Here is a 20,816-nt window from a genome sequence, read left to right as displayed (position 1 = left end):
CGCGGGGCTGCCGGTCCACAGGGAAGAAGCCTGCGAGACGACCTCGGGAGAGGCAATCGGCATTGCCGGTTCGGCAAACTCCCGGCCGGCGGGCGAGGCGACCGGAGGACTACGCCCTTCGAGCCGGTCCGTCCGGCTCCGCGGGCCGATCCGCGGCGCGCCGGCCGCGGTTGGCGTCACGGCATGCGTGGAGGACTCCTCGGCACCCGCGATGTCTCACGAGCACTGGCCCACGGATGGCCTCGACGGCCGGACGTCACACCTCCAGCCAGAAGCCCGCGCGGGTCCGCCACAGGTCGAGCAGGTCCTGGTCGCCCTGGGTGTCGACGGCCGGCGCGGGCCGTCGGTAGAAGTACAGGAGCAGGTCCGTCACCGGCCCCCGGGCGGTCGCGGTCGCCGTCGCTGTCGCGCCGTCCGCGCCAGGGCGCCAGACCGGGCGCTCGCCGGTGAGGTCGACGAGCCAGCAGCCGGCGCCGGGCGCCTGGAAGCCGAGCGTCCGGTCGGGGGCGAGCAGGTCGGGCAGGTCCGGCCGCGGCTCATGGGCCTCGGGGAAGGTCGAGTACTCCAGCCACTCCTCGACGGCGTCGACGGCGAGGCCGGTGTCCAGGGCGAACTCCGCGGCGGTCGTGTGGGCGGCGTCGGCGCGGTGGACGACGGTCTCGTAGGTCATGCGGCGGGCCCAGAACGCCACCGCCGCGGGGCGGTCCTCGGACGGGTTCCACGCCTGCGCGTCGGGCCCGGCGGCGCGCAGGGCGGCGCTGAGGGCCTCGGCGCCCTCGACGAGCCATGGCACCAGGGACGACTCGTCCTCCTCGGTGTGGGCCGGCACGTCGTCCACGAGACCACCGGGGACGGGGGCGGTGGCCCGGGTGCGCACGATCTTCTCGGACCAGCGGTGGTCGCCGCCCACGTGCCGCAGCAGCTGGCCGAGGTTCCAGCCGGGGCACGAGTGCACGGGGGCGTTCATGTCGGCGCCCCGGACATGGGCCGTGAGCAACTCGGTCTGGGAGACGATCTCGTCGCAGTAACGCTCGAAGTCCAGCGAGGTCATCGCCTCAGGATGCCGCAGGCGGGACGGCGCGCTGTCAGCGGCGTCGGATACTGTGTGCCGCCTGTGCAAGATCGGAAAACAGAATCAGGGCGGGGAACGAAGGATGCTGGTGGGGGCGGGACGAGTACGGCGCCGGGTGGCCCAGGCGGCGGTGCTGGCCGCGGTGCTGACGGGCTGTTCGGGGGCGGCGGACGACGACGCGAAGCCGTCGGGGAGCGCTTCGGTGTCGGCCGGGGCCGCGGATGACGGCGTGACGGCGGTGAAGAGCGCCGGCACCATCGGCGCCGAAGGATCGGCCTGCGAGCTGCCGGTCACCTTCGACATCGCCGAGGACTGGAAGGCGAAGGCCGTCGACGCCGGGCAGGAGAAGGACGAGGCGGGCGGCAGCGGCTCGGACTCGGAGCGGAAGGAGCTGGTCCAGGAGATCGCCGACGCGCTGCTCCACCAGGGACCGGTCACGGCCGCCTGCGAGGTGGACGCCAAGCCGGCCGGGAACATCGGCTTCCTGCGCGTCTGGACGGGCGAACCGGGCGAGGACGACGCCCGCGCCGTGCTGGAGGCCTTCGTGGCCGCGGAGCGCAACACGAGCAAGGCCGAGTACAGCTCGTTCGACGCGGGCGGCGGCCTGGCCGGTGTCGAGGTGAAGTACCTCTACACGAGCAAGCTTCTGGAGGAGACGAAGGAAGAGGCCGCGATGGCCGTCGTCACCGAGCGCGGACCGGTCGTCATCCACCTCGGCGGGTTCGACACCGAGGAGCACCGGCAGATGCTGCCGGCGTTCGAACTCGCCAAGCGGACGCTGCGCACCGCCTGAGCGACCGGCGGGTCCGGCACGGCTGCGCGCAGGCGCCGTGCCGGACGCCGTCCGGTCGCCGCACTGGGTGCCCGTACGAGGCTCGGCCTACGCGCGGTCGGTGAGGAACCGGTCGAGAGCGGTGGTCAGTTCGGCCGGCTTCTCCACCGGCAGTTCGTGGCCCGCGTCCAGGATGCGGATCACCGCGTCCGGGTAGTTCTTGGCCATCCTCAGCATCTGGGCGACGGGCAGTTGGATGTCGTGATAGCCGTGCACCATCAGGGTGGGCACGCGGATCTCGCCGGCCCTGTCGAGCACGTCGAAGGCGCGCATGGCGCCGTAGAGCGTCATGACGACCTCCCGAGGGGTGTCCGCGGAGGCGCGGACGTATTCGCGGATCTCCGCGCGCGGGTAGCCGGGCGCGAAGGCGCGCTGGATGTTCGCGGCGATGAACAGTCTGAAGGGGGCGAGCGTCGAGGCGGCCATCAGCAGGGCGCGGCCCCGGCTGTAGGCCATCTTGCCGATGGAGTTGACCAGCACCATCCGCTCGACCCGCTCCGGGTGGGAGAGGGCTACGGTCTGGGCGATCATGCCGCCCATCGAATGACCGATGATCACGAACCGCTCGATCTTCAGATGGTCGAGGAGCGCGAGGACGTCCTTCGCCAGGTCGTCGACCCGCCGCGCCCCCGAGCCGCTGCTCTCGCCGTGCCCGCGCAGGTCCAGCCGCACGACCCGTCGCCCTTCGGCGAAGTGGGCCGTCTGGTGGTCCCAGCGGTGCCGGTTCGCCGTCCAGCCGTGGACGAACACCAGGGGCACGCCGTCGCCGTCGCGGGGGCCCTCGTCGTCGTACGTCAGCGTCGCGCCGTCGACTTCGAGCTGCGGCATGGGTGGCCTCCTGGAGTGCGCATCATGGGTTACTGATCGGTACGGTATCCGGCCGGGCCGGCCGCCGTCACCGGCGTTCGTCCAGGAAATCGAGGATGTGCCCGAACACGTCGAGGGCGGCGCCCCTGCCGAGGAACGTGTCCAGGTGGCCGTAGCCGGGTATCTCGGTGTATCTGACGTCCAGTTCGGGTCGGCGGTGGGCGAGGACGTCGTGGCAGAGCTTCTGGGAGTCGAGCCACAGGCCGTTCTCGCTGCCCGCGAGCAGCAGGACGGGGGTGTCGATGCGGGCCGCCGCGTCCAGGGCGTTCTGCGGGAGGGCCCGGTAGCGCCGGTCGGTGTCGTGCCAGCGGACGACGGTACGGGCCAGCTCGATGCGGCGCAGGTGCGGCAGGATCCACAGCGGGGCGGGGCCGAAAAGTTCGGCGAGGCGGTCGTGGGTGGTGTCGGTCAGGTGCTCGTGGACGAAGAGGGAGGCGCCGGTCCCCCAGGCCGAGTTGTGCAGGATCTGGCAGGTGGGGTCCGGGCAGGTCGCCTTGCGCGAGGCCAGGGCGAACAGCGGCGTGTACTTCGACCACAGGCCGACCTTGCGCAGGTCGACGGGGATGTGGTCGATACGGGACTTGAGGAGTTCGCCGGCGAGGCTCATCCGCAGGGAGGTGCGGCCCGCGAGCTTCGGGGTGAGGAACACGCCTTGGGAGACCACGCCGGCCAGGCCGGGGACCAGACCCGCCGTCATGCTGAGGGAGAGGGCGAGGGATCCGATGCAGTGGGCGACGACGAACAGGGGGCGCTCGCCGATGCGGGCACGGATGTGGCGGACGGCCTCGGGGATGTCGTGGAGGGCGACGTCGTCGTACGTGTAGCGGTGGCCCGTCTCGTTGTAGGGCAGGCGGCAGCTGCCTCGCCAGTCGAGCAGCCAGGGCTCGTACCCCTCGTCCAGGAGGACGTCGACCAGGTTGCGGGTCTCGGGCAGCAGGAACATGTCGGCGGACGCGGTGTGTCCGTGCAGCAGCAGGACCACGGGGCGGTTCTGCTCGCCGGTGGCGATGCGGGTCAGGCCGAGCCGTACGCCGTCGGGGGCGTGGAACGGGATCTCCTCGACCGCCGCCGGATCGAGACGGTGGCGCAGCGGGCGCAGCGCCGTGGTGGTCCTGACCCTGCGCAGGGGCGGCCTGGAGGCTCTGGGGTTCGTCGTGCGGAAGATCATCGGTGGTGCTCCGTCGGGGTCGTGGTGCGGCGCAGGTCCATCAGGTCCGCGGCGGCCCGGGCGAAGGGGCCGAGCAGTCCGCGGCCCATTTCCAGACCGAACCAGGCGAGCCAGGTCAGCTTCGCGGCCCGCTTCTCCTGGCTGGTCAGCCGCGGGTCCACCTTGATGCCGTCGATCTGGTCGCGTACGTAGGAATCGGCGGGGACGACGACCTCGCCGGCCAGGCTCGCCGGTTCGCCCTCCCGGCCCAGTTCCACGGTCAGGGCGCGGGTCTGGCGCCAGACGTCGCGGCGGGCCCGGGCGTACTTGTGACCCTCCAGCCACCAGCGGCCCCCGTCGGCGTCGGTGAGCTGGAGGCGATAGCGCAGGAGCGGGTGGCGCAGGCCGTGGCGGTGCGGGATGCCCTCCTCGGGGCGGATCCAGATGTCGCCGCGTGCCACGGTGAGCGGCTCGGGGTGCACGGCGGGGCAGCTGAGCCGGCCTCGGACGTGGACGCGGCGGTCCGTCACCAGCTGGTGCATGCTCGCGATGGACAGGGTGAGGGACATCGAGCAGGGGGTGTCGGCGTCGGCGCCCACGGGACCGACGGTGCCCTCGGTGGTCTCGGAGAACCACAGGTAGGGCTGGTCGTCCTTGTCCGGGAGACGGGCGAGGCCGTCGTGAGCGAGGCGCTCGAACGTCTTCAGCTGGGCTCGGGCGTCGTAGCGGGAGGCCGGAGGCAGGCCGAGGGCCTCGACGAGCGTGGTGGTGCGGTCGGCGGTGGCGGCCGGGCCCTCGAGCGTGGCCTCGCAGAGTTTCAGTGCGGTGGGGCGCTGCAACACGCGCGCGAGGAAGGCGAGTTCGGGGATGGGGTCGGCCTGGAGACGGTTCAGGGCGTCGGTGCGCCACTCGTCCCAGTCCTGTACGCGCACATGCATGCCGCCCAGGGCCATGTCCCGTACGACGTCGTCGAGGGTGTTGGGGACGCCGGTCAGGTTGTAGTCGAAGCCCCAGGCGTCCGGCTCGATGACGACGGCGGCGGCGACCCGGCTGACCCAGTCGACGGGGGCGGCGTTGAGATGGCGGAACGCGGGGACGGTACGGAAGCGGCCGAAGGCCGAGATGAGCCCGCTGCTGAGGTCCTGCGGGTTGTACGCGCCGGTCCTGGTGTGCCCGCCGATGCCGCCCGGGCGCAGGGCGGTCACGACCAGGCCATGGTCGCGGGCGCGGCGCAGCGCCACCTCGGCCGCCCACTTGGTCTGGTCGTAGCCGGCGACCAGGCGGTCGATGTGGGCGAGCGGGTCGTCCTCGCCCATGGAGGGGATGCCGACCTCGTTGAAGACGGCGATGGAGGAGATGTGGTGCAGGGGCTTGGGGCGTCCGGTCGCGGCCAGTTCGGCGAGGGTGAGGGCGCTGAGGACGTTGCTGGCGCGCAGTGACTGGTAGCCGCGCAGGAAGTCCACGGCGGCGGCGACGCCGACGACGCAGTCCAGTTCATGGGCGAGGGTGTGCCAGACGTCGTCCGCGAGACCGAGGCGCGGGTGGCGGATGTCGCCGGGGAGCACGGTGATGCGGCGGCGGACCTCGGAGGACCAGGGCAGCGCATAGCTCTTGAGCGCCGCGCCCAGCCGGGCCACGGCGGCTTCCTCGTCGGCGGCGCGGACCAGGCAGTAGACGTGGGCGTCACTGTGGCGCAGGAGATCCAGCAGCAGATGACTGCCGAGGAACCCGGTGGCCCCGGTCAGCAGGATCCGGCGGGGCGGCACGGGGTCGGGCGAGGCGGTGAAGGGGAGCCGGTCGGCGAGCGCCAGGTCGGCGAGGATCTGGGTGAGGTCTTCGGGGCGGGCCGTGGAGTGCGGGGGTAGTGCGGGGGCGGGGCCGGGAGTGAGGTTGGGGGCGGTGAGCGGGCCCGGGGACGGGGACGGGGGCGGGGACGGGAGTTGGGTGGGGCTGGGGTGCGTGGCCGCCGGTGTGTCGGGAGGGGTGGGAGCCGACGGGATGGCCGGCACGGCGGGCGTGGTGGTCAGGCCAGTCGCGGCCGGGCCCGGCCGCACAACCGCAGTCGTCGTCGCAGCCGGGGCCGGTGCCACCGGCGGCACGGGTGCGGCACCGGCGGCTTCCAGGCCACGTCGGGCCAGGTTGACCGGCCTGGCGTCGGCGAACACCTCGTCCAGGTCGAGCTCCATGCCCAGCTCGTCCTCCAGCGCCGCGAGGAGTTCCACCGCGTTCACCGAGGTTCCGCCGGCGTCGAAGAAGTCGGCGTCCGGCGACAGTTGCCCAGCGGGGACGTACCTGCCTGCCACGGCGGCGATGACGGCGGCGAGCGCGTCGACGTCAGGCGGCGGGGGTGCGCTGCCGTCGGCGACGGGCGAGGCCGCGCCCGGGTCGGCCCGGTGCTGCGGGGTGGACGGCCCTTCGCGTCCCGGCGGGGTGGACGACCCTTCGGGACCAGGCGGCATGGGCGGCCCTGCTGATCCCGACGGCATGGGCGGACCTTCGGGACCAGGCGGCACGGGTCGCTCGGCCGGTCCGGTGACCTTCGCCAGCAGGCCGGTCACGGTCAGGCCGCCGCCGCCCCGCTCCATCGCCTCCTCGATCGCCCGCTGGTCCGCGGTCGCGGCCGCGTTCTCGTTCACCTCACGCATGAGAGCCCTTCAAGGTGTCGCCTGCTCCTTCGTCGATGCTGTCCGGACGGTCCCCGGCGTCGCCGGTGGCGTCATGGCCGCCGCCAGGAGCGGAACGTCCGAAGCTGTTCCGGCGTGACCACGGCCTCGAGCCGGTCGTCGTCCTGGTCGCCACCGCCCAGTGCCGCCAGCAGGCGGCGTGCCGGGGCGTTGCGCGGGGTGCGTTCCGCCGTGATGCGGACCTTGGCGCAGTCGAGTTCCTCGGCACGGTCGGCCACCCGTTGCAGCAGGCGTTCCTCGACGCCTCGGCCGAGTGCGCGGCAGCTCATCAGCCAGGCCAGGACGTCGAGCAGGTCGCCCTCGCGGCGCAGGGCGAGCAGTCCGATCTGGCCGTAGTCGCCGAAGCGGTCGCGGGCCGCGGCCGTCCAGACCTCGGCCCCCTCACGCCAGCGGGTGACGTCGCCGCCGTCGGCCGAGCGGGCGCGGAGGGTGAACTGGTTGGTGCGGCGCACGAGTTGTTCCGCCCTCTGCACATCGGCGTCGGACAAGGGCCTGATGTCGACCTCCAGCTCCAGCTGGTCCAGGAACTCCTCGAAACCGGCCTGCTCACGGATCGCGTCCCGCTCGCGCTCCTGCTCGTAGAACCGGGCCCGCAGCGCGTCCTCGGCCGTCGCCGCCCGGGGGACCAGCGGCCACAACCGGCCCAGGAAGTCGGTGAGTTCGGCCGCCGGCGGGCAGGTCACCGACAGCACCTGCGGCAACGCGGCCCGCATCCTGCCGATTTCGGCCGGGTTGTCGTCGAGGAACAGGAAGCTGTCCGGACCGAGGCCGAGCGTGCGGGCCGCCTCGGCCAGGCGGTCCGGTTTCGGGCCCCACTCCGCGGAGAGCACGCTGAAGTGCTCCGCCCTCAACTGGCTGTCGGGGCGGTCGAGTACGGCGCGGACGGTGTCCTCGTCGTTGTTGCTGACCAGCATCAGCAGCGCTCCCGCCGCCCGCCACTGCAACAGCCGGCGGGCGAGCCGGGCGCGCGGGCCGGACAGGTCCACGGCCTCGGGTCCGGCCTCGCCGGCCACGCCGCCCCACAGGGTCTCGTCGCCATCGACCGCTATCACCTTCGGCGCCGGACGCCGTACCGCTCGCAGGACCTCGGCGAGGTGCAGGGCCACGGCCGCTTGGAAGTGCGGGGTGAACGGCAGGTGGGCCAGGCGTTCGGTGCGCTCGTCGAAGCGTTCCTCGACCGGGTGGTGGCGGGTCCAGTCGTCGGGTCCGAGGACCGCGATGCCGGGCACGTCGGCCAGGTCCGCGGCGATTTCCTGCTCCCACCGGGCAAGGCGCTGCTCCCGGTGTACGGCGGGCAGGAAGCCGACGATCAGCGGCGTGCGGGTGCGTTCGGCCACCGTGCGCAGGGCGGCCGGGTAGGCGGTGCGCAGCTCGGCGAGCAGCGCGTCGTCCACGGCACCGAAGCGGTGCAGGTCCGCCCCGCGCAGCAGGACGACGCCCGCCGTGACGGAGGGGTCGGCGAACACTCCGGAGGGGTCGCGCAGGCTCGCCAGGACATGGTGGTACGGGGCTTCGGCGACCGTCGTCGCGCTGCCGTCCCGCGCCGACTCGTCGATGGCCGTCTCGCACATCAGCGGCAGGTTGCCGAGGGCGAAGGTGGCGGCGAGAGCGAGGGAATGCGTACGGGTCGTCGGCGTCGCACCCGTCGTACGCGTCGCCGGCGTCGCACCCGTCGTACGCATCGTCGGCGTCGTCGTGGCAACCGTGGGCCGCACCGGGCCCGTCGGGTCGTCCGCGGTCTCCCCGAGCAGACGCAGCAGCTCTTCTCCCAGTTCGGTGACCGTCGGCGCGTCCAGGATGTCGAGGTTGTGGTCGAGGCGGATCCGGCCCGCGTCCGGAGTCATGGTGATCATCAGGTCGAGGTCGGAGTAGCCCGTCCCCGTCGGCAGGACCTCCAGTGCGCGCAGCCGTCCCGCGGCGCGCACGTAGTTGAAGTAGACCTCCACCAGCGGCGCGTTCGCCCGGTACAGGCCCTCCCGCGCGAGCACCGGCAGCACGTCGGAGAACATCGTGCCCTTGGCCAGGATCCGCTCGAGTCGGCCGTCGGTCCGGCGCAGCACCTGTGCGACCCGCTCCCCCGCGCCCGCCTCGGCGGGGAACGGCACCGGCACGCCGAAGAAGCCGACCGCGTCGTAGGCGTCGGCGTGGATGCGGGTGTCCACGGGCACGGCGAGGACGAAGCGTTCACGCTCGCGCTTCCTGGCCAGCAGGACGGTCAGCACGCCCAGGCAGAAGGCGGCGGGGGTCACGGCCAGGCGGCTCGCGGCGGCCGAGACCGCGTCCATGAGCCCGTCGGGGATCGGCACGGTGACGCTGCCGGCGCGGTACGAACGGGACTCAGGACGCGGCCGGCTCAGCGCCAGGTCGAGACGGGCACTGCCCTGGAACGCCGTACGCCGATCGACGGACTCCGCCTGTTCGTCGGCCCGCTCGCCGAGCCGCGCCGCCGGCCGCCCCTCGTCCCGGTCGTCGACCTGCTGGGCCGCGATCAGCAGATCGATGTCCCGGTTGGTGACCGTGCCGTCGAGCACCTCACCGGACAGTTCGGCGTCGATCTCGCGCGCCACCAGCAGCAGTGACTGCAGATCGCTCACGGCGTGATGGGCGCCGTACACCAGGGTCTGGCCGTGCTCGCCGCCGTCGAGCAGCTCGAAGCGCCACAGGGGCGGGGTGGCCAGGTCGAACGGTGGCTCGAGCAGTTCCCTCAGCCGGTCGCCTGTGTCGAGGTCGGCGGCGCCCTGCGGAACGACGGTCCAGCGCAGCGGCGGTTGGGGCAGTTCGCGGTCCACCCGGAGCAGGCGCCCGCCCTCGTCGGCGGTGACCACGGCGGTGCGCAGGGCGGCGTGCCGTGCGGTGAGCCGGTCGAGGATGCCGGTGAGGGCCTCGCGGGTGGTCGGCGTGGTGAGGCGTACGGCCAGGCCGACGGCGTGGGCGGCGTCCGGCATGCCGGGCTGGGCGCTGCGCAGGAGGCGTACGACATCGCGGGTCGCCGGACGCAGTTCGGTCGGCGGAGTCTCGGTCGGGCGTTCCGGCTCCTCCGGTGCCGACGCGCTCCGCTCGGGCAGGGCGGTGCCCAGGGCCTGGGCGAGACCGCGGATGTCGGCCGCCGCGAAGACGGCCGCGGCGGGGAGTTCGACGCCGAGCTCACGGGCGAAGGCGTTGCGCAGCCGCACCAGCATCAGGGAGTCCAGGCCGAGTTCCTTCAGGGCCGTGGTCGCCGCGACCTGGACGGTGCCGCCGGAGACCTCGCCGACACGGGCGCGCACGTATGCCTCCAGTCGTACGGACCGCTCGCCGTCGGTGGTCGCCGCCAGGACCTTCTTGACGAGGTCGTCCGTGCCGGGCGGGCCCGTGGGCGCGGTGACCAGGTCGGCCAGGATCGGGCGGGTGCGGGCCGTGTCAGGGTCGAGGGTCAGCAGCTCCCGGTCCAGGGCCAGGGGGGCGAGCTGGCGGCGGGCGGTGCCCCAGACCCGGTCGAGGAGTTCGCCGCCGTCCTGTGCGGAGAAGGCGACGAGCCCCGAACGGGCCGTCTCCGTCTCGCGGGTGCCGGACCCGGCCACCATGCCCACGCCCGCCCAGGCACCCCAGTCCAGGCTCAGCGCCCGGCGGTCGCCGTGGGAGAGGTGGTGTGCCCAGGCGTCGAGGAAGGCGTTGGCCGCGGAGTACGGGCTCTGTCCGGCCGAGCCGAGCAGGCCCGCCGCCGAGGCGAAGAGCACGAAGTCCTCGGCTTCCGGGACCAGTTCGGTGAGCAGGGCGGTGCCGAGGACCTTGGGGGCGAGGACGCGCAGGACGCGTTCGTCGGTCAGATTGGCGATGGTGGCGTCGTCCAGGACACCGGCCGCGTGGACGACACCGGCGATCGGACCGAGGGCGTGGCGTACGGCGTTCAGGGCGCCGTCGAGGCCGTCGCGGTCGGCGACGTCCGCGCGCGCCAGGTGCACGTGCACGCCTCGTTCTTCGAGGTCCCGGATCCACTCGACGGCGTCCCCGGTGGGCGCACCCCGGCTCATCAGGGCGAGTCGGCGGGCGCCGCGGCGGACCAGTCGCTCGGCGACGACACGTCCGAGGCCGCCCAGGCCGCCGGTGATCAGGTAGACGCCGTCGGCGGTGATCTCGCCCCGACCGCCGTCGTCGGGGCGGGTGCGGGCCAGCCGGGGTACCAGTCGTGCGCCGTCGCGCAGCGCGACGAGCCGTTCGTCGTCGGCGTGCCACAGCTGCGCCCACAGGGCGTCGGCCCCGTCCGTCGGCGGAAGGTCGACGAGGGTGGTCCGCAGCTCCGGGTGCTCCTGCGCCAGAGCGAGGCCGAAGCCCCAGGCGAGCGCCTGCTGGGGGTGTGTCACCTGAAGGCTGTCCCCGGCGGCTTGGCTGCCCCTGACCACGATGAAGAGCCGAGGTGCGGGGCTCTGAGTCCGGTCTGCGAGGGCGCGTGCGAGGTGCAGGGTGCTCAGGCAGCACAGGCGGGCCGCCGCCCGGGCCGTGGCGGCGTCCTGGACCGCGGGTGCGTCGAGCGCGGACAACTGGACGATCCGCTCGGGCGGTTCGGCCGGGAACGCCTCGTCCAGCAGCCGGGCCAGATGCCGCGGATCGGCCGGGTCGAGGACGTAGCGGCCGACGCCCTCGGCAGCGAACTCCCCGCCCCTGCGGGCGATCACGTACGGGACCGACGTGCCCAGTCGCTCGACGAGGTCCGAGGCCGTGCCGGACTCGTCGGCCAGGATCAGCCAGCTGCCCCGCACGGGGGGCTCGTCGGCGAGCGGGCGGGGCTGCCAGCGGGTCTCGAACAGGGCGCCGTCCAGCGGGGACAGCGCCGCCAGTTCGAACTCCTCGACCTCCAGCAGCAGTTGGTCCTTCTCGTCGTACAGTCGCAGGTCGAGCGTGACGGTGTCGCCGGACACGGATCGCAGCTCGCAGGTCACCCAGGCGGGGGCGATGCGCAGCCCGGTGTGGTGGAGCCGTCGGACGCCGGCGGGCACGAACGCCCGGCCCTGGGGCGCGTCGCCGGGCAGGGCGGCGGCGTGGAAGGCGGCGTCGAGCACGGCCGGGTGCAGGAGGTGGCCGGCGGTGGGCCTGTCGGTCAGTCGGGCCAGGCTCGCCGACCGGGTGCGGTGGCCGGACTCCAGGCCCTGGAAGGCGGCGCCGTAGTCGATGCCGAGGGCGGACAGGGCGGCGTACACGGCGGGCAGGTCGGCCCGCTCCGTGCACCGTGCCCGGAATCCGGCGAGCGACCGGTCGGCCTCCGCCGGGTCCGCCTCGCCCACGGATGCCGGGGACGACGTGACGGCGATGCGCCCGCTGACGTGCTGTTCCCAGCGGGCGCGCGGTCCGCCGCCCGTGGGCATCGAGGCGATGGTGAAGTCCTGGGAGCCCTCGCCGGCGGGGCGCAGGACCAGTTGCAGCCGGGTGGGCCGGGACTCGTCCAGACGCAGCGGCCGGACGAACCTGACGTCGGTGAGCCTGACGTCGCAGCCGTCCCGCACGGCGGTCGCGGTCGCGGCCTCGATCGCCATGGTGAGGAAGGCGGCACCGGGCAGCCAGGTCTCGCCGGTGACCCGGTGGTCGGTCAGATAGGCGAAGCGGCTGTCGCGCAGGTCCACCTCGCTCTGGAAGAGGTGCCGGTCGGCCTCGTCGCTGGCCTCGACATGGGTGCCGAGGAGCGGTGAGACGCCGCCGCTGCCGGCCGGGGCAGGTGCCAGCCAGTGGCGTTCTCGGGCGAAGGCGTAGGTCGGCAGGTCGACGCGCCGGCCCGCCGGGAACAGCGCCGGCCAGTCGGGTGTGTGACCGGCCGTGTACAACTCCCCCACCCCGCGCAGGAGTGTGTCCCGTCCGCCGCGTTGCCGGCGCAGCGAGCCGACGCTCACCGCGTCGATCCCGGCCTCGGCCGCCACCGCCTCGATGGACGAGCCGAGCGAGGGATGCGGGCTCAGCTCGACGAACCAACGGTGACCGTCGTCCAGCATGCGGCGGATCGTGTCCGCGAAGCGGACGGGCTCGCTGAGGTTGGCGTACCAGTAGCGGGGGTCCAGACGTGCCGCGGGCACGGGTTCCGCGAGGACCGTCGAGTACAGCGGGGTGTCGGTGGGGGTGGGGCGGACGCCGGAGAGGTGGTCGAGCAGTTGCTCGCGCAGCGGCGCCATCAGCGGGGTGTGCGAGGCGAACGGGGTCGACAGCGACCGTGCCTCGATGCCCTGCTCGTCGAGGCTGCGGCGCAGCGCTGCCAGTGCGTCGGCGTCGCCGGAGACCGCCGTGGAGCGGGGGCTGTTGACGGCGGCGACGAACAGCCGCCCGGCACAGGGCGCGATCAGTTCCTCGACGCGCGGGCGCGGCAGGTCCAGGGACAGCATGCCGCCCTTGCCCGCGACCGGTACGACCGTGCGGGCGCGTCCGGTCACCACGGTCACCGCGTCGTCCAGGGTGAGGGCGCCCGCGCCGTACGCGGCGGCGATCTCGCCCAGGCTGTGGCCGGTGACGGCGTCCGGGGTGATGCCGAGCGCGCGCCAGGCGGCCGTCAGCGCCGCGTTCACGGCGAACAGTGAGGGCTGGAGGTACTCGGTGCGCTCCAGCGGGGAGAACTCCTCGGGTGCCCGTAGCGCGTTGAGCACGGACCAGCCCGCGTGCCGCTGCACCGCCTCGTCGATCCGGGTCAACTCCTCGCGGAACGCCTCCGACTCGGCCATCAGGTCCAGGCCCATGCCGGGCCACTGACCACCGTGCCCGGCGTAGACGAAGGCGACCTTGCCGGCCTGCTCCTCCCTGAGCGGCGGGAGCGCGCTCCGGCCTGCGGCCAACTCGCCGAGAACCGAACGCAGTTCGCTTCTGCTCCGGGCCACGATCGCCGCGCGCCGCTCGAAATGGCTGCGGTGGCGGGCGAGGGTGCGGGCGACGTCCGGCAGCGGGGCCTCGTCGGCGGCGAGGTGGCGGGCGAGAGCGGCGGCCTGTCCGCGCAGTCCGGCCTCGCTGCGGGCCGAGAGCGGGAACAGCTGCTTCTGCTCCGGGACTTCGGCGTGGTCAGGGAGCACCGGGACTTCGGAGTGGTCAGGGACGTCGATGGCTTCGGGGAAGTCGGGGAGGTCTGGGAGGTCTGGGAGGTCTGGGAGGTCTGGGAGGTCTGGGAAGTCTGGGGCTTCGGGGAGTTCGGACCCACCGTGGTCGAGTGCCGGTGGCCGGGCCTCCTCCACGATCACATGCGCGTTGGTGCCGCTGATCCCGAAGGCGCTGACGCCCGCGCGTCGCACCCATTCGGCCGACGCGGCCCAGCCGGTCTCCTCCCGCAGCAGGTGCAGCCCGCTGTCCGCCCAGTCGACATGCCGGCTGGGGGTGTCGGCGTGCAGGGTGCGCGGCAGGCTCTCGTGGCGCAGCGACTGCACGACCTTGATCAGCCCGAGGACGCCCGAAGCCGCCTGTGTGTGCCCGACGTTGGACTTCAGGGAGCCGAGATACAGCGGACGGCCTTCGGGACGGGACGCGCCGAACACCTCCGCGAGGGCGTTGGCCTCGATCGGGTCGCCCAGGGTCGTCCCCGTCCCGTGCGCCTCGATGTAGTCGATGTCGGCCGGCTGAAGCCCGGACTGCTCCAGGGCCCGCCTGAGCACCTGCTCCTGCGCGGGGCCGTTGGGCGCGGACAGGCCCTGGCTGCGGCCGTCCTGGTTGACGGCGGTACCGCGCAGCACGGCCAGGACCCGGTCCCCGTCGCGCCGGGCGTCGCCCAGTCGTTTCAGTACGACCATGCCGGCGCCCTCGGCCCAGACGGCGCCGTCGGCGGCGTCGGAGAAGGACCGGCAGCGGCCGGTGGGCGACAGGCCGCGCAGCCGGCTGAACTCGACGAAGGTCTGCGGCGTGACCATCAGGGTGACCCCGCCCGCGAGGGCGAGATCGCACTCCCCCGCGCGCAGCGCCTGCGCCGCCAGATGCACGGCCACCAGCGACGACGAGCACGCGGTGTCCACGGTGAGCGCGGGGCCGTTCAGCCCGAGTGTGTACGCGAGCCGTCCCGAGGCGACGCTCAGGGCCGAGCCCGTGCCGACATATCCGTCGAGCTGGTCGAGCCGGGTGCCGGCGAGGTAGTCGCTGCCGAACATGCCGACGTAGACACCGGTGGTACTGCCGGCCAGGTCGGCGGGCACGATTCCGGCGCGTTCCAGGGACTCCCAGGCCGTCTCCAGCAGCAGTCGCTGCTGCGGGTCCATGGCCGCCGCCTCCTTCGGGGTGATGCCGAAGAACCCGGCGTCGAAGGAGTCGATGGCGTCGAGGAAGCCGCCCTCGCGGGCGTAGGACTTGCCGAGGGCGTCCGGGTCGGGGTCGTACAGCGACTCGACGTCCCACCGCCCCGCCGGGAAGGGCCCGACCGCGTCCCGGCCCTCCGCGACCAGACGCCACAAGCCCTCGGGGTCGGTGACCCCGCCGGGCAGACGGCAGGCCATGGCGACCAGGGCGATCGTCTCGTCGGTCACGGGCGCGGGCGCAGACGCGGGCCCGGCGACGGACGGGTGCGCGGTCGGGTGCGCGGACGAGTGCGCGGTCGTGGTCAGGGTCCCGTGCGCGGACCTGGCCGCCGCGGACTCGGCGCCGTGGCTCGCCCGGCCCGTCGCCGCCAGGGCGCTCGTGAGCAGGTGGTCGGCGAGGCGGCTGGGAGTGGGGTGGTCGAAGAGCAGGGTGGCCGGGAGCTTGACGCTGATGCGGTTGCTGATGCGGTTGCGTACGTCGACCGCCGTCACCGAGTCCATGCCGAGGTCGCGCAGCGGCTGGTCGGCGCGGACGGCGTCGCCCGAGCGCAGGCCGAGGGCCCGGGCGGCCTCCTCGCGGACCAGGGCGAGGACGCGTGCGGCGCGTTCGGCTTCCGGCAGGCGGGCCAGGCGGTCCGCCAGGGTGAGACTGCCGGCCGGGTCGGTGCGGGGCGCGGGCGCCGGGAGGAGGGAGCTCCACAGTGGGCCGGCCGGCGCTGCGGACCGCAGCCGGGGCAGGTCCAGGGCCCAGGCGAGCAGGTGGGGTGCGTCGCGCAGCAGGGCCAGCTCGGTCAGTTCGCGGCCCTGCCGCGGGGTGAGGGCACGGTGCCCGAGGCGGGCCATCCGCTCCAGGTCGGCGTGGCCGGCGGCGAGCCCCTCTCCCGCCCAGGCGCCGAACGCCACGGAGACGCCGGGCAGGCCCGATGCCCGCCTGTGGTGGGCGAGTTGGTCGAGGAAGACATTGGCGGCGGCGTAATTGGCCTGGCCCGCGCTGCCGGCCACGCCCGCGGCCGAGGAGACCAGGAGGAAGAGGTCGAGCGGCAGGTCCGCGGTGAGCCGGTGCAGGTTGGCGGCCCCGTCGACCTTGGGCCGCAGTACGTGTGCGAGCCGTTCGGGGGTCAGCTCGGCGACCACGCCGTCGGCGAGGACCCCGGCGCAGTGGACCACACCGCGCAGCGGCACCTCACCTCCGATCCGGTCCAGTACGTCCGCCACCGCCGCCCCGTCGGCCACGTCGCAGGCGACGACCAGGACCTCGGCGCCGAGTGCGGTCAGTTCGGCGGTGGCCCGGGCCGCCCGGGGATCGTCGCCGCCCTGACGGGAGGTCAGCACCAGGCGGCGGACACCGTTCTCGGCGAGCAGTCGCGCGATGTGGCGGCCCACCGCGCCGAGTCCGCCGGTGATCAGAACGGTGCCGTCGGCGGGGATCGCGGCGGACCGCCGGCCCGTCGTCGTACGGGCCCGTACCAGGCGGGGGGCGAGCAGCGCACCGTCGCGCAGGGCGAATTCCGGCTCATCGGGGTAGGCAACGGCGGAACGCAGTGACGATTCGCCGCCGTCCAGGTCGAGATCGAGATCGAGGTCGAGGTCGAGGAGGGTGAGTCCGAGGTCGGGATGCTCCGTGCGGGCGCTGCGGACCAGACCCCACAGCACCGACTGCGCGAGGGCGGGCACCGTGTCCTCGTCCGTGGCCGCGATCGCCCCGCGGGACACCCAGAGGGTGCGCGTGGGCGCTTCGTCCGGTGGGAGGGCGATCAGCGCCTGGAGCTCGGCGAGGGCCGCGTTCGCCAAGTCGTGGGCGGTGGCGGCCGGTTCGTCGTCGGCGGACGGGCGGGGCCAGAAACGTACGGCGATGTCGGCGCCCTCGTCGATGATCCGGGCATCCGGATCGACTGCCTCGGCACCCTCGTCGATGATCCGGGCTCCGGCCGCACGCAGGTCGCGCACGGCCGCCGCGACCGCCGGGTCCGACGGATCGCCGTGGACGGACCAGGAGGCGTCGGGCGCCTCGGCCGGTTTCTGCGCCAAGGCCGTCCACGCCACCTGGTACAGGTGCCGGGCGTTCTCCGACCCGCTCGTCAGTTCGGCCGGGTGCACGGCGCGCAGGCGTACGCCTTCCAAGCGACCCGCCGGGAAGCCGTCCGTGTCCCAGAGGCCGACGTCCAGGGTGAGGTCCGTGTCCGTACCGCCCGTCCGGCGCACGCACGCGGTCAGCTCCGTCGTCCCCTCGGCCGGCAGCACGCAGCGGCCCACGGCGACCGGCAGCAGGACCCGCCGGTCGGCGGCGTCGAGGGCGGCGGCCACGTGGAGGGCGGCGTCCAGCAGCGCGGGGTGCAGCGGGGCGGGGCCGGTGGTGTCGCGGGCCATGGGCGGCAGTGCGAGCCGGGCCAGTACGGTTCCGTCACCCGTCACCGCGGCCTGCCGTACGCCCTGGAAGGCGGGGCCGTAGCCGAGGCCCAGCGCGGCCAGTCGCTCGTAGGTGTCCTCGCTCCAGGCCGGTTCGGTGGTCTCGGGCCACGTCGGTGGCTCGGTGCTGGACGCGGCGGGTGAGTCGGCGGCCGGTTCGGCCGCGGACGCGGTGGCGTGCAGGGTCCAGTCCGCCGGTTCCTGACGGCGGGGCCGGCTGTGCACGGTGATCTCGGGTGCGGTCCCGGCGGTGACCACCTCGACGGACACCTCGACCGTGCCGGTGTCGGACAGGACGAGGGGGGCCAGGAGGAGCAGATCGGTGACGTCGGCGGGGGCGTCCGGCAGGGCCACGGCGAGGGCTGCGCGGCACAGTTCCATCAGGGTGGTGCCCGAGACCACGGTCCGGCCGAAGACCGTGTGGTCGGGCAGCCAGTCGGCGGTGGCCGGGGACCATTCGTCGCGGAAGGTCCAGCGGGTCTCGTCCGCCGACTGGAGCTGGATGCCCAGCAACGGGTGGGCCGCCCGGTCGAGGAGGCCGGGTGCGGCGGCGGAGGCGGCGGGCTCGATCCAGTGGCGCTCGGTGTCCCAGGCGTACGTCGGCAGGTCGGCGGGTGCCTCGGTCGGCGGGACCAGGCGCCGCCAGTCGACCCGCCGCCCGTGGACGTGGAGTTCGGCCGCGGCGTGGTCCAGGCAGGCGGGGCCGTCCTCGTCGCGGCGCAGCGAGCCGACGGCGATCAGGTCGTCGTCGATGGTGTGCAGGGCGGTGAGGAGCGAGGGGTGCGGGCCGAGTTCGACGAAGCAGCGGTAGCCGTCGGCGGCCATGCGCTCGACGGTGGCAGCGAAGCGGACGGGTTCGCGCAGGTTGGTGTACCAGTAGTCGGCTTCGAGTTCGCCGGTGACGGGCTCGGCCGTGACCGTGGAGTACCAGGCCACGGACGACGGGCAGGTGGTAACTCCTTCGAGTTCCTCGAGGATCGCGGCGCGGACCGGCTCGACCCGGGCGCTGTGGGAGGCGTAGTCGACGTCGAGCCGGCGGACGAAGACCTGCTGCCGCTCCAGGTCGGTGAGCAGTGCCTCCACCGCGTCCACGGCGCCGGCGACGACGGTCGAGCGGCCACTGTTGACGGCGGCGACAGCGACCCGGCCGTCGCGGCCGGCCAGGCGGTCCTCGACGTCGGTGTGCGGCAGGGCGACGACGGCCATCGTGCCGGTGCCGGAGAGTTCGGTCAGGGCCTGGCTGCGCAGGGCGACCACGGCCGCGGCGTCGTTGAGGCTCAGCGCCCCGGCGACGCAGGCGGCGGCGACCTCGCCCTGGCTGTGTCCGACGACCGCGTCCGGCCGTACCCCCCGGGCCCGCCACACGGCGGCGAGCGACACCATCACCGCGAAGAGCACCGGCTGGACGACATCGACGCGGTCCGGGGCCGGGGCGTCCGCGCGGCCCCGCAGGACGGACGTCACGGACCAGCCGGTGAAGGGGCGCAGCGCGGCGTCGCAGCGGTCGATCTCGTCGGCGAACACGGGATCACGGTCGAGCAGATCGCGTGCCATGCCGGGCCACTGGGCGCCCTGGCCGGGGAAGACGAACGCCACCTTGCCCGCCGGGGCGGCCTGTCGTGGGCCGACGGTCCGCTCGGGGTCCGGCTGGGCCTGAGTGAGCGCCCGCAGCGCGGTGAGCAGTTCCTCGCGGTCGGCGGCCTGTACGACGGCCCGGTGGTCGAAGTGGGTGCGGTGGTGGGCCAGCGTCGCGGCCACGGCGGGGAGGGGCGACTCGGTCTGGAGGGTGAGGCTTTCGAGGAGGCGGTCGGCTTGTTCCCGCAGTGCGGGCGGGGTCCGGGCAGAGAGCGGGAAGAGGGTGGGGCCGGGGAGGGTGCCGGACCCCTGGGAGTGTTCCTCGGGGTGTTCCGCGGGGTGTTCCTCGGGGGCTTCCTCGGGGGCTTCCTCCAGCACGACGTGGGCGTTGGTGCCGCTGATTCCGAACGCGCTCACGCCGGCGCGGCGGATCCGCTCCGGGTCACGGGGCCACGCCCGGGCCTCGCTGAGCACGCGCAGTCCGCTGTGCCCCCAGTCGATGTGCTCGGTCGGGGTCCCCGCGTGCAGGGACGCCGGTATGCGTTCGTGGCGGAGGGCGAGTACGGCCTTGATGACTCCGGCGATGCCCGCGGCGGCCTGGGTGTGGCCGATGTTGGACTTCAGGGAGCCGACGCCGAGCGGGCGGCCGGCCGGACGGTCGGGGCCGAACACCGCGGCCAGGGCGCGACCCTCGATGGGGTCGCCCAGGCGGGTGCCGGTGCCGTGGGCCTCGATGTGGTCCAGGTCCTGCGGCCGGAGCCCGGCCGCGTCGAGCGCCGCGCGCAACACCCGTTCCTGAGCAGGCCCATTGGGGGCGCTGAGTCCCTGGCTGCGGCCGTCCTGATTGATCGCCGAGCCCTTGACGACCGCGAGGATCCGGTCGCCGTCGCGGCGCGCGTCCGCCAGGCGCTTGAGCAGCACCACGCCACAGCCCTCGGCCCACACCACGCCGTCGGCGTCCGCCGAGAAGGGGCTGCACCGCCCCGACGGCGACAGTCCGCGCAGCCTGCTGAACTCGACGTGTCCGCGCGGTGTCACCAGCAGGGTTGCGCCGCCCGCCAGCGCGAGGTCGCACTCCCCGTCCGCCAGCGCCCGCGCCGCCAGGTGCAGGGCGACCAGGGAGGAGGAGCAGGCGGTGTCGACGGTGACCGCCGGGCCCTGGAGGCCGAGAGTGTAGGCGATGCGGCCGGACGCCACGCTCGCCGCCGAGCCGGTGCCGACGTGCCCGTCGAGCTGGTCCAGGGCGGCGGAGGCGAGGTAGCCGCTGTCGTACAGGCCGATGTAGACGCCCGTGGCGCTGCCGTTCAGCGTCTTCGGGATGATCCCGGCGCGTTCGATCGCCTCCCAGCCGGTCTGCAACAGCAGCCGCTGCTGGGGGTCCATGGCCGCCGCCTCGCGCGGCGAGATCCCGAAGAAGGCGGCGTCGAAGCGGTCGATGCCGGTGAGGTAGCCGCCGTGCAGGGAGTACGCCTTGCCGATGGCCTCGGGGTCGGGGTCGTGCAGCCCTCGGGTGTCCCAACGCCCCGCCGGAGGCTCGGAGATGGCGTCCTCGCCCGCGTCCAGCAGCCGCCAGAGCGCCTCGGGGTCGTCGGCGCCGCCGGGGAGGCGGCAGGCCATGGAGATGATGGCGATGTCGTCGGCGGCCCGCACGGGCGCGTCGTCGGCGGGTGGCGGCACCGCTGCCGGGGTCCGGGCGGGGGTGTCGTGGAACACGGCCTCCGAGAGGGCCGCGATCGTGGGGTGGTCGAAGACGAGGGACGGGTCCGGGCTGCGGCCGGTCAGCGCCGACAGCTCCGCGGCCAGCGTCACCAACTGGCGTGATCCCAGGCCGAGTTCGGCGATCGGCCGGTCCGGGTCGACGGCCGACGGCTCCAGCCCGGCCGCCTCGGCGACAGCCGACTCCAGCCAGGCGCGTACGTCCTGCGGTGTCCTGAGAGCGGGCTCGGTGGACTGCATCGGCGACTCGTGCGCAGGCATCTAGACGGTGTCCTCATGGGTTTGGAGAAGGCAGTGG

Annotated in this window: 6 protein-coding genes; 1 reads left to right on the top strand and 5 read right to left on the bottom strand. The window is 74.0% G+C overall.

Translation table 11 applies throughout. The annotated features are described in order from the left end of the window. Window positions 1-256: 256 nt before the first annotated feature. On the bottom strand, window positions 257-1,051 hold the full coding sequence (locus ACHBTE_RS22735; RefSeq protein ID WP_394725861.1) for a maleylpyruvate isomerase family mycothiol-dependent enzyme: 795 nt from the start codon (window positions 1,049-1,051) through the stop codon (window positions 257-259). A gap of 103 nt (window positions 1,052-1,154) precedes the next feature. Here ACHBTE_RS22735 and ACHBTE_RS22730 point away from each other — a divergent pair, with 103 nt between their 5' ends. Continuing rightward, the gene (locus tag ACHBTE_RS22730; RefSeq protein WP_394725860.1) at window positions 1,155-1,865 is read left to right on the top strand and encodes a lipoprotein; all 711 of its coding nucleotides are present in this window, start codon (window positions 1,155-1,157) and stop codon (window positions 1,863-1,865) included. A gap of 87 nt (window positions 1,866-1,952) precedes the next feature. Here ACHBTE_RS22730 and ACHBTE_RS22725 read toward each other — a convergent pair whose 3' ends face one another. The 4 genes from ACHBTE_RS22725 to ACHBTE_RS22710 all read right to left on the bottom strand — a co-directional run bounded on the left by ACHBTE_RS22725 (window position 1,953) and on the right by ACHBTE_RS22710 (window position 20,779). Continuing rightward, complete coding sequence (locus tag ACHBTE_RS22725; protein ID WP_394725859.1) at window positions 1,953-2,732, bottom strand: alpha/beta fold hydrolase; 780 nt, start codon at window positions 2,730-2,732, stop codon at window positions 1,953-1,955. A gap of 67 nt (window positions 2,733-2,799) precedes the next feature. Further along, the gene (locus tag ACHBTE_RS22720) at window positions 2,800-3,939 is read right to left on the bottom strand and encodes an alpha/beta hydrolase (protein ID WP_394725858.1); all 1,140 of its coding nucleotides are present in this window, start codon (window positions 3,937-3,939) and stop codon (window positions 2,800-2,802) included. After that, window positions 3,936-6,563: a thioester reductase domain-containing protein gene (locus ACHBTE_RS22715; RefSeq protein WP_394725857.1), complete on the bottom strand. Its 2,628-nt coding sequence runs from the start codon at window positions 6,561-6,563 to the stop codon at window positions 3,936-3,938. Before ACHBTE_RS22715 ends, ACHBTE_RS22720 begins: the two co-directional genes overlap by 4 nt. A 71-nt stretch (window positions 6,564-6,634) precedes the next feature. After that, on the bottom strand, window positions 6,635-20,779 hold the full coding sequence (locus ACHBTE_RS22710) for an SDR family NAD(P)-dependent oxidoreductase (protein ID WP_394725856.1): 14,145 nt from the start codon (window positions 20,777-20,779) through the stop codon (window positions 6,635-6,637). Window positions 20,780-20,816: the final 37 nt, after the last annotated feature.

This window comes from Streptomyces sp. M41, from assembly GCF_043673425.1.
Lineage (GTDB): Bacteria > Actinomycetota > Actinomycetes > Streptomycetales > Streptomycetaceae > Streptomyces.
This window is presented reverse-complemented; position numbering and strand designations above follow the sequence as displayed.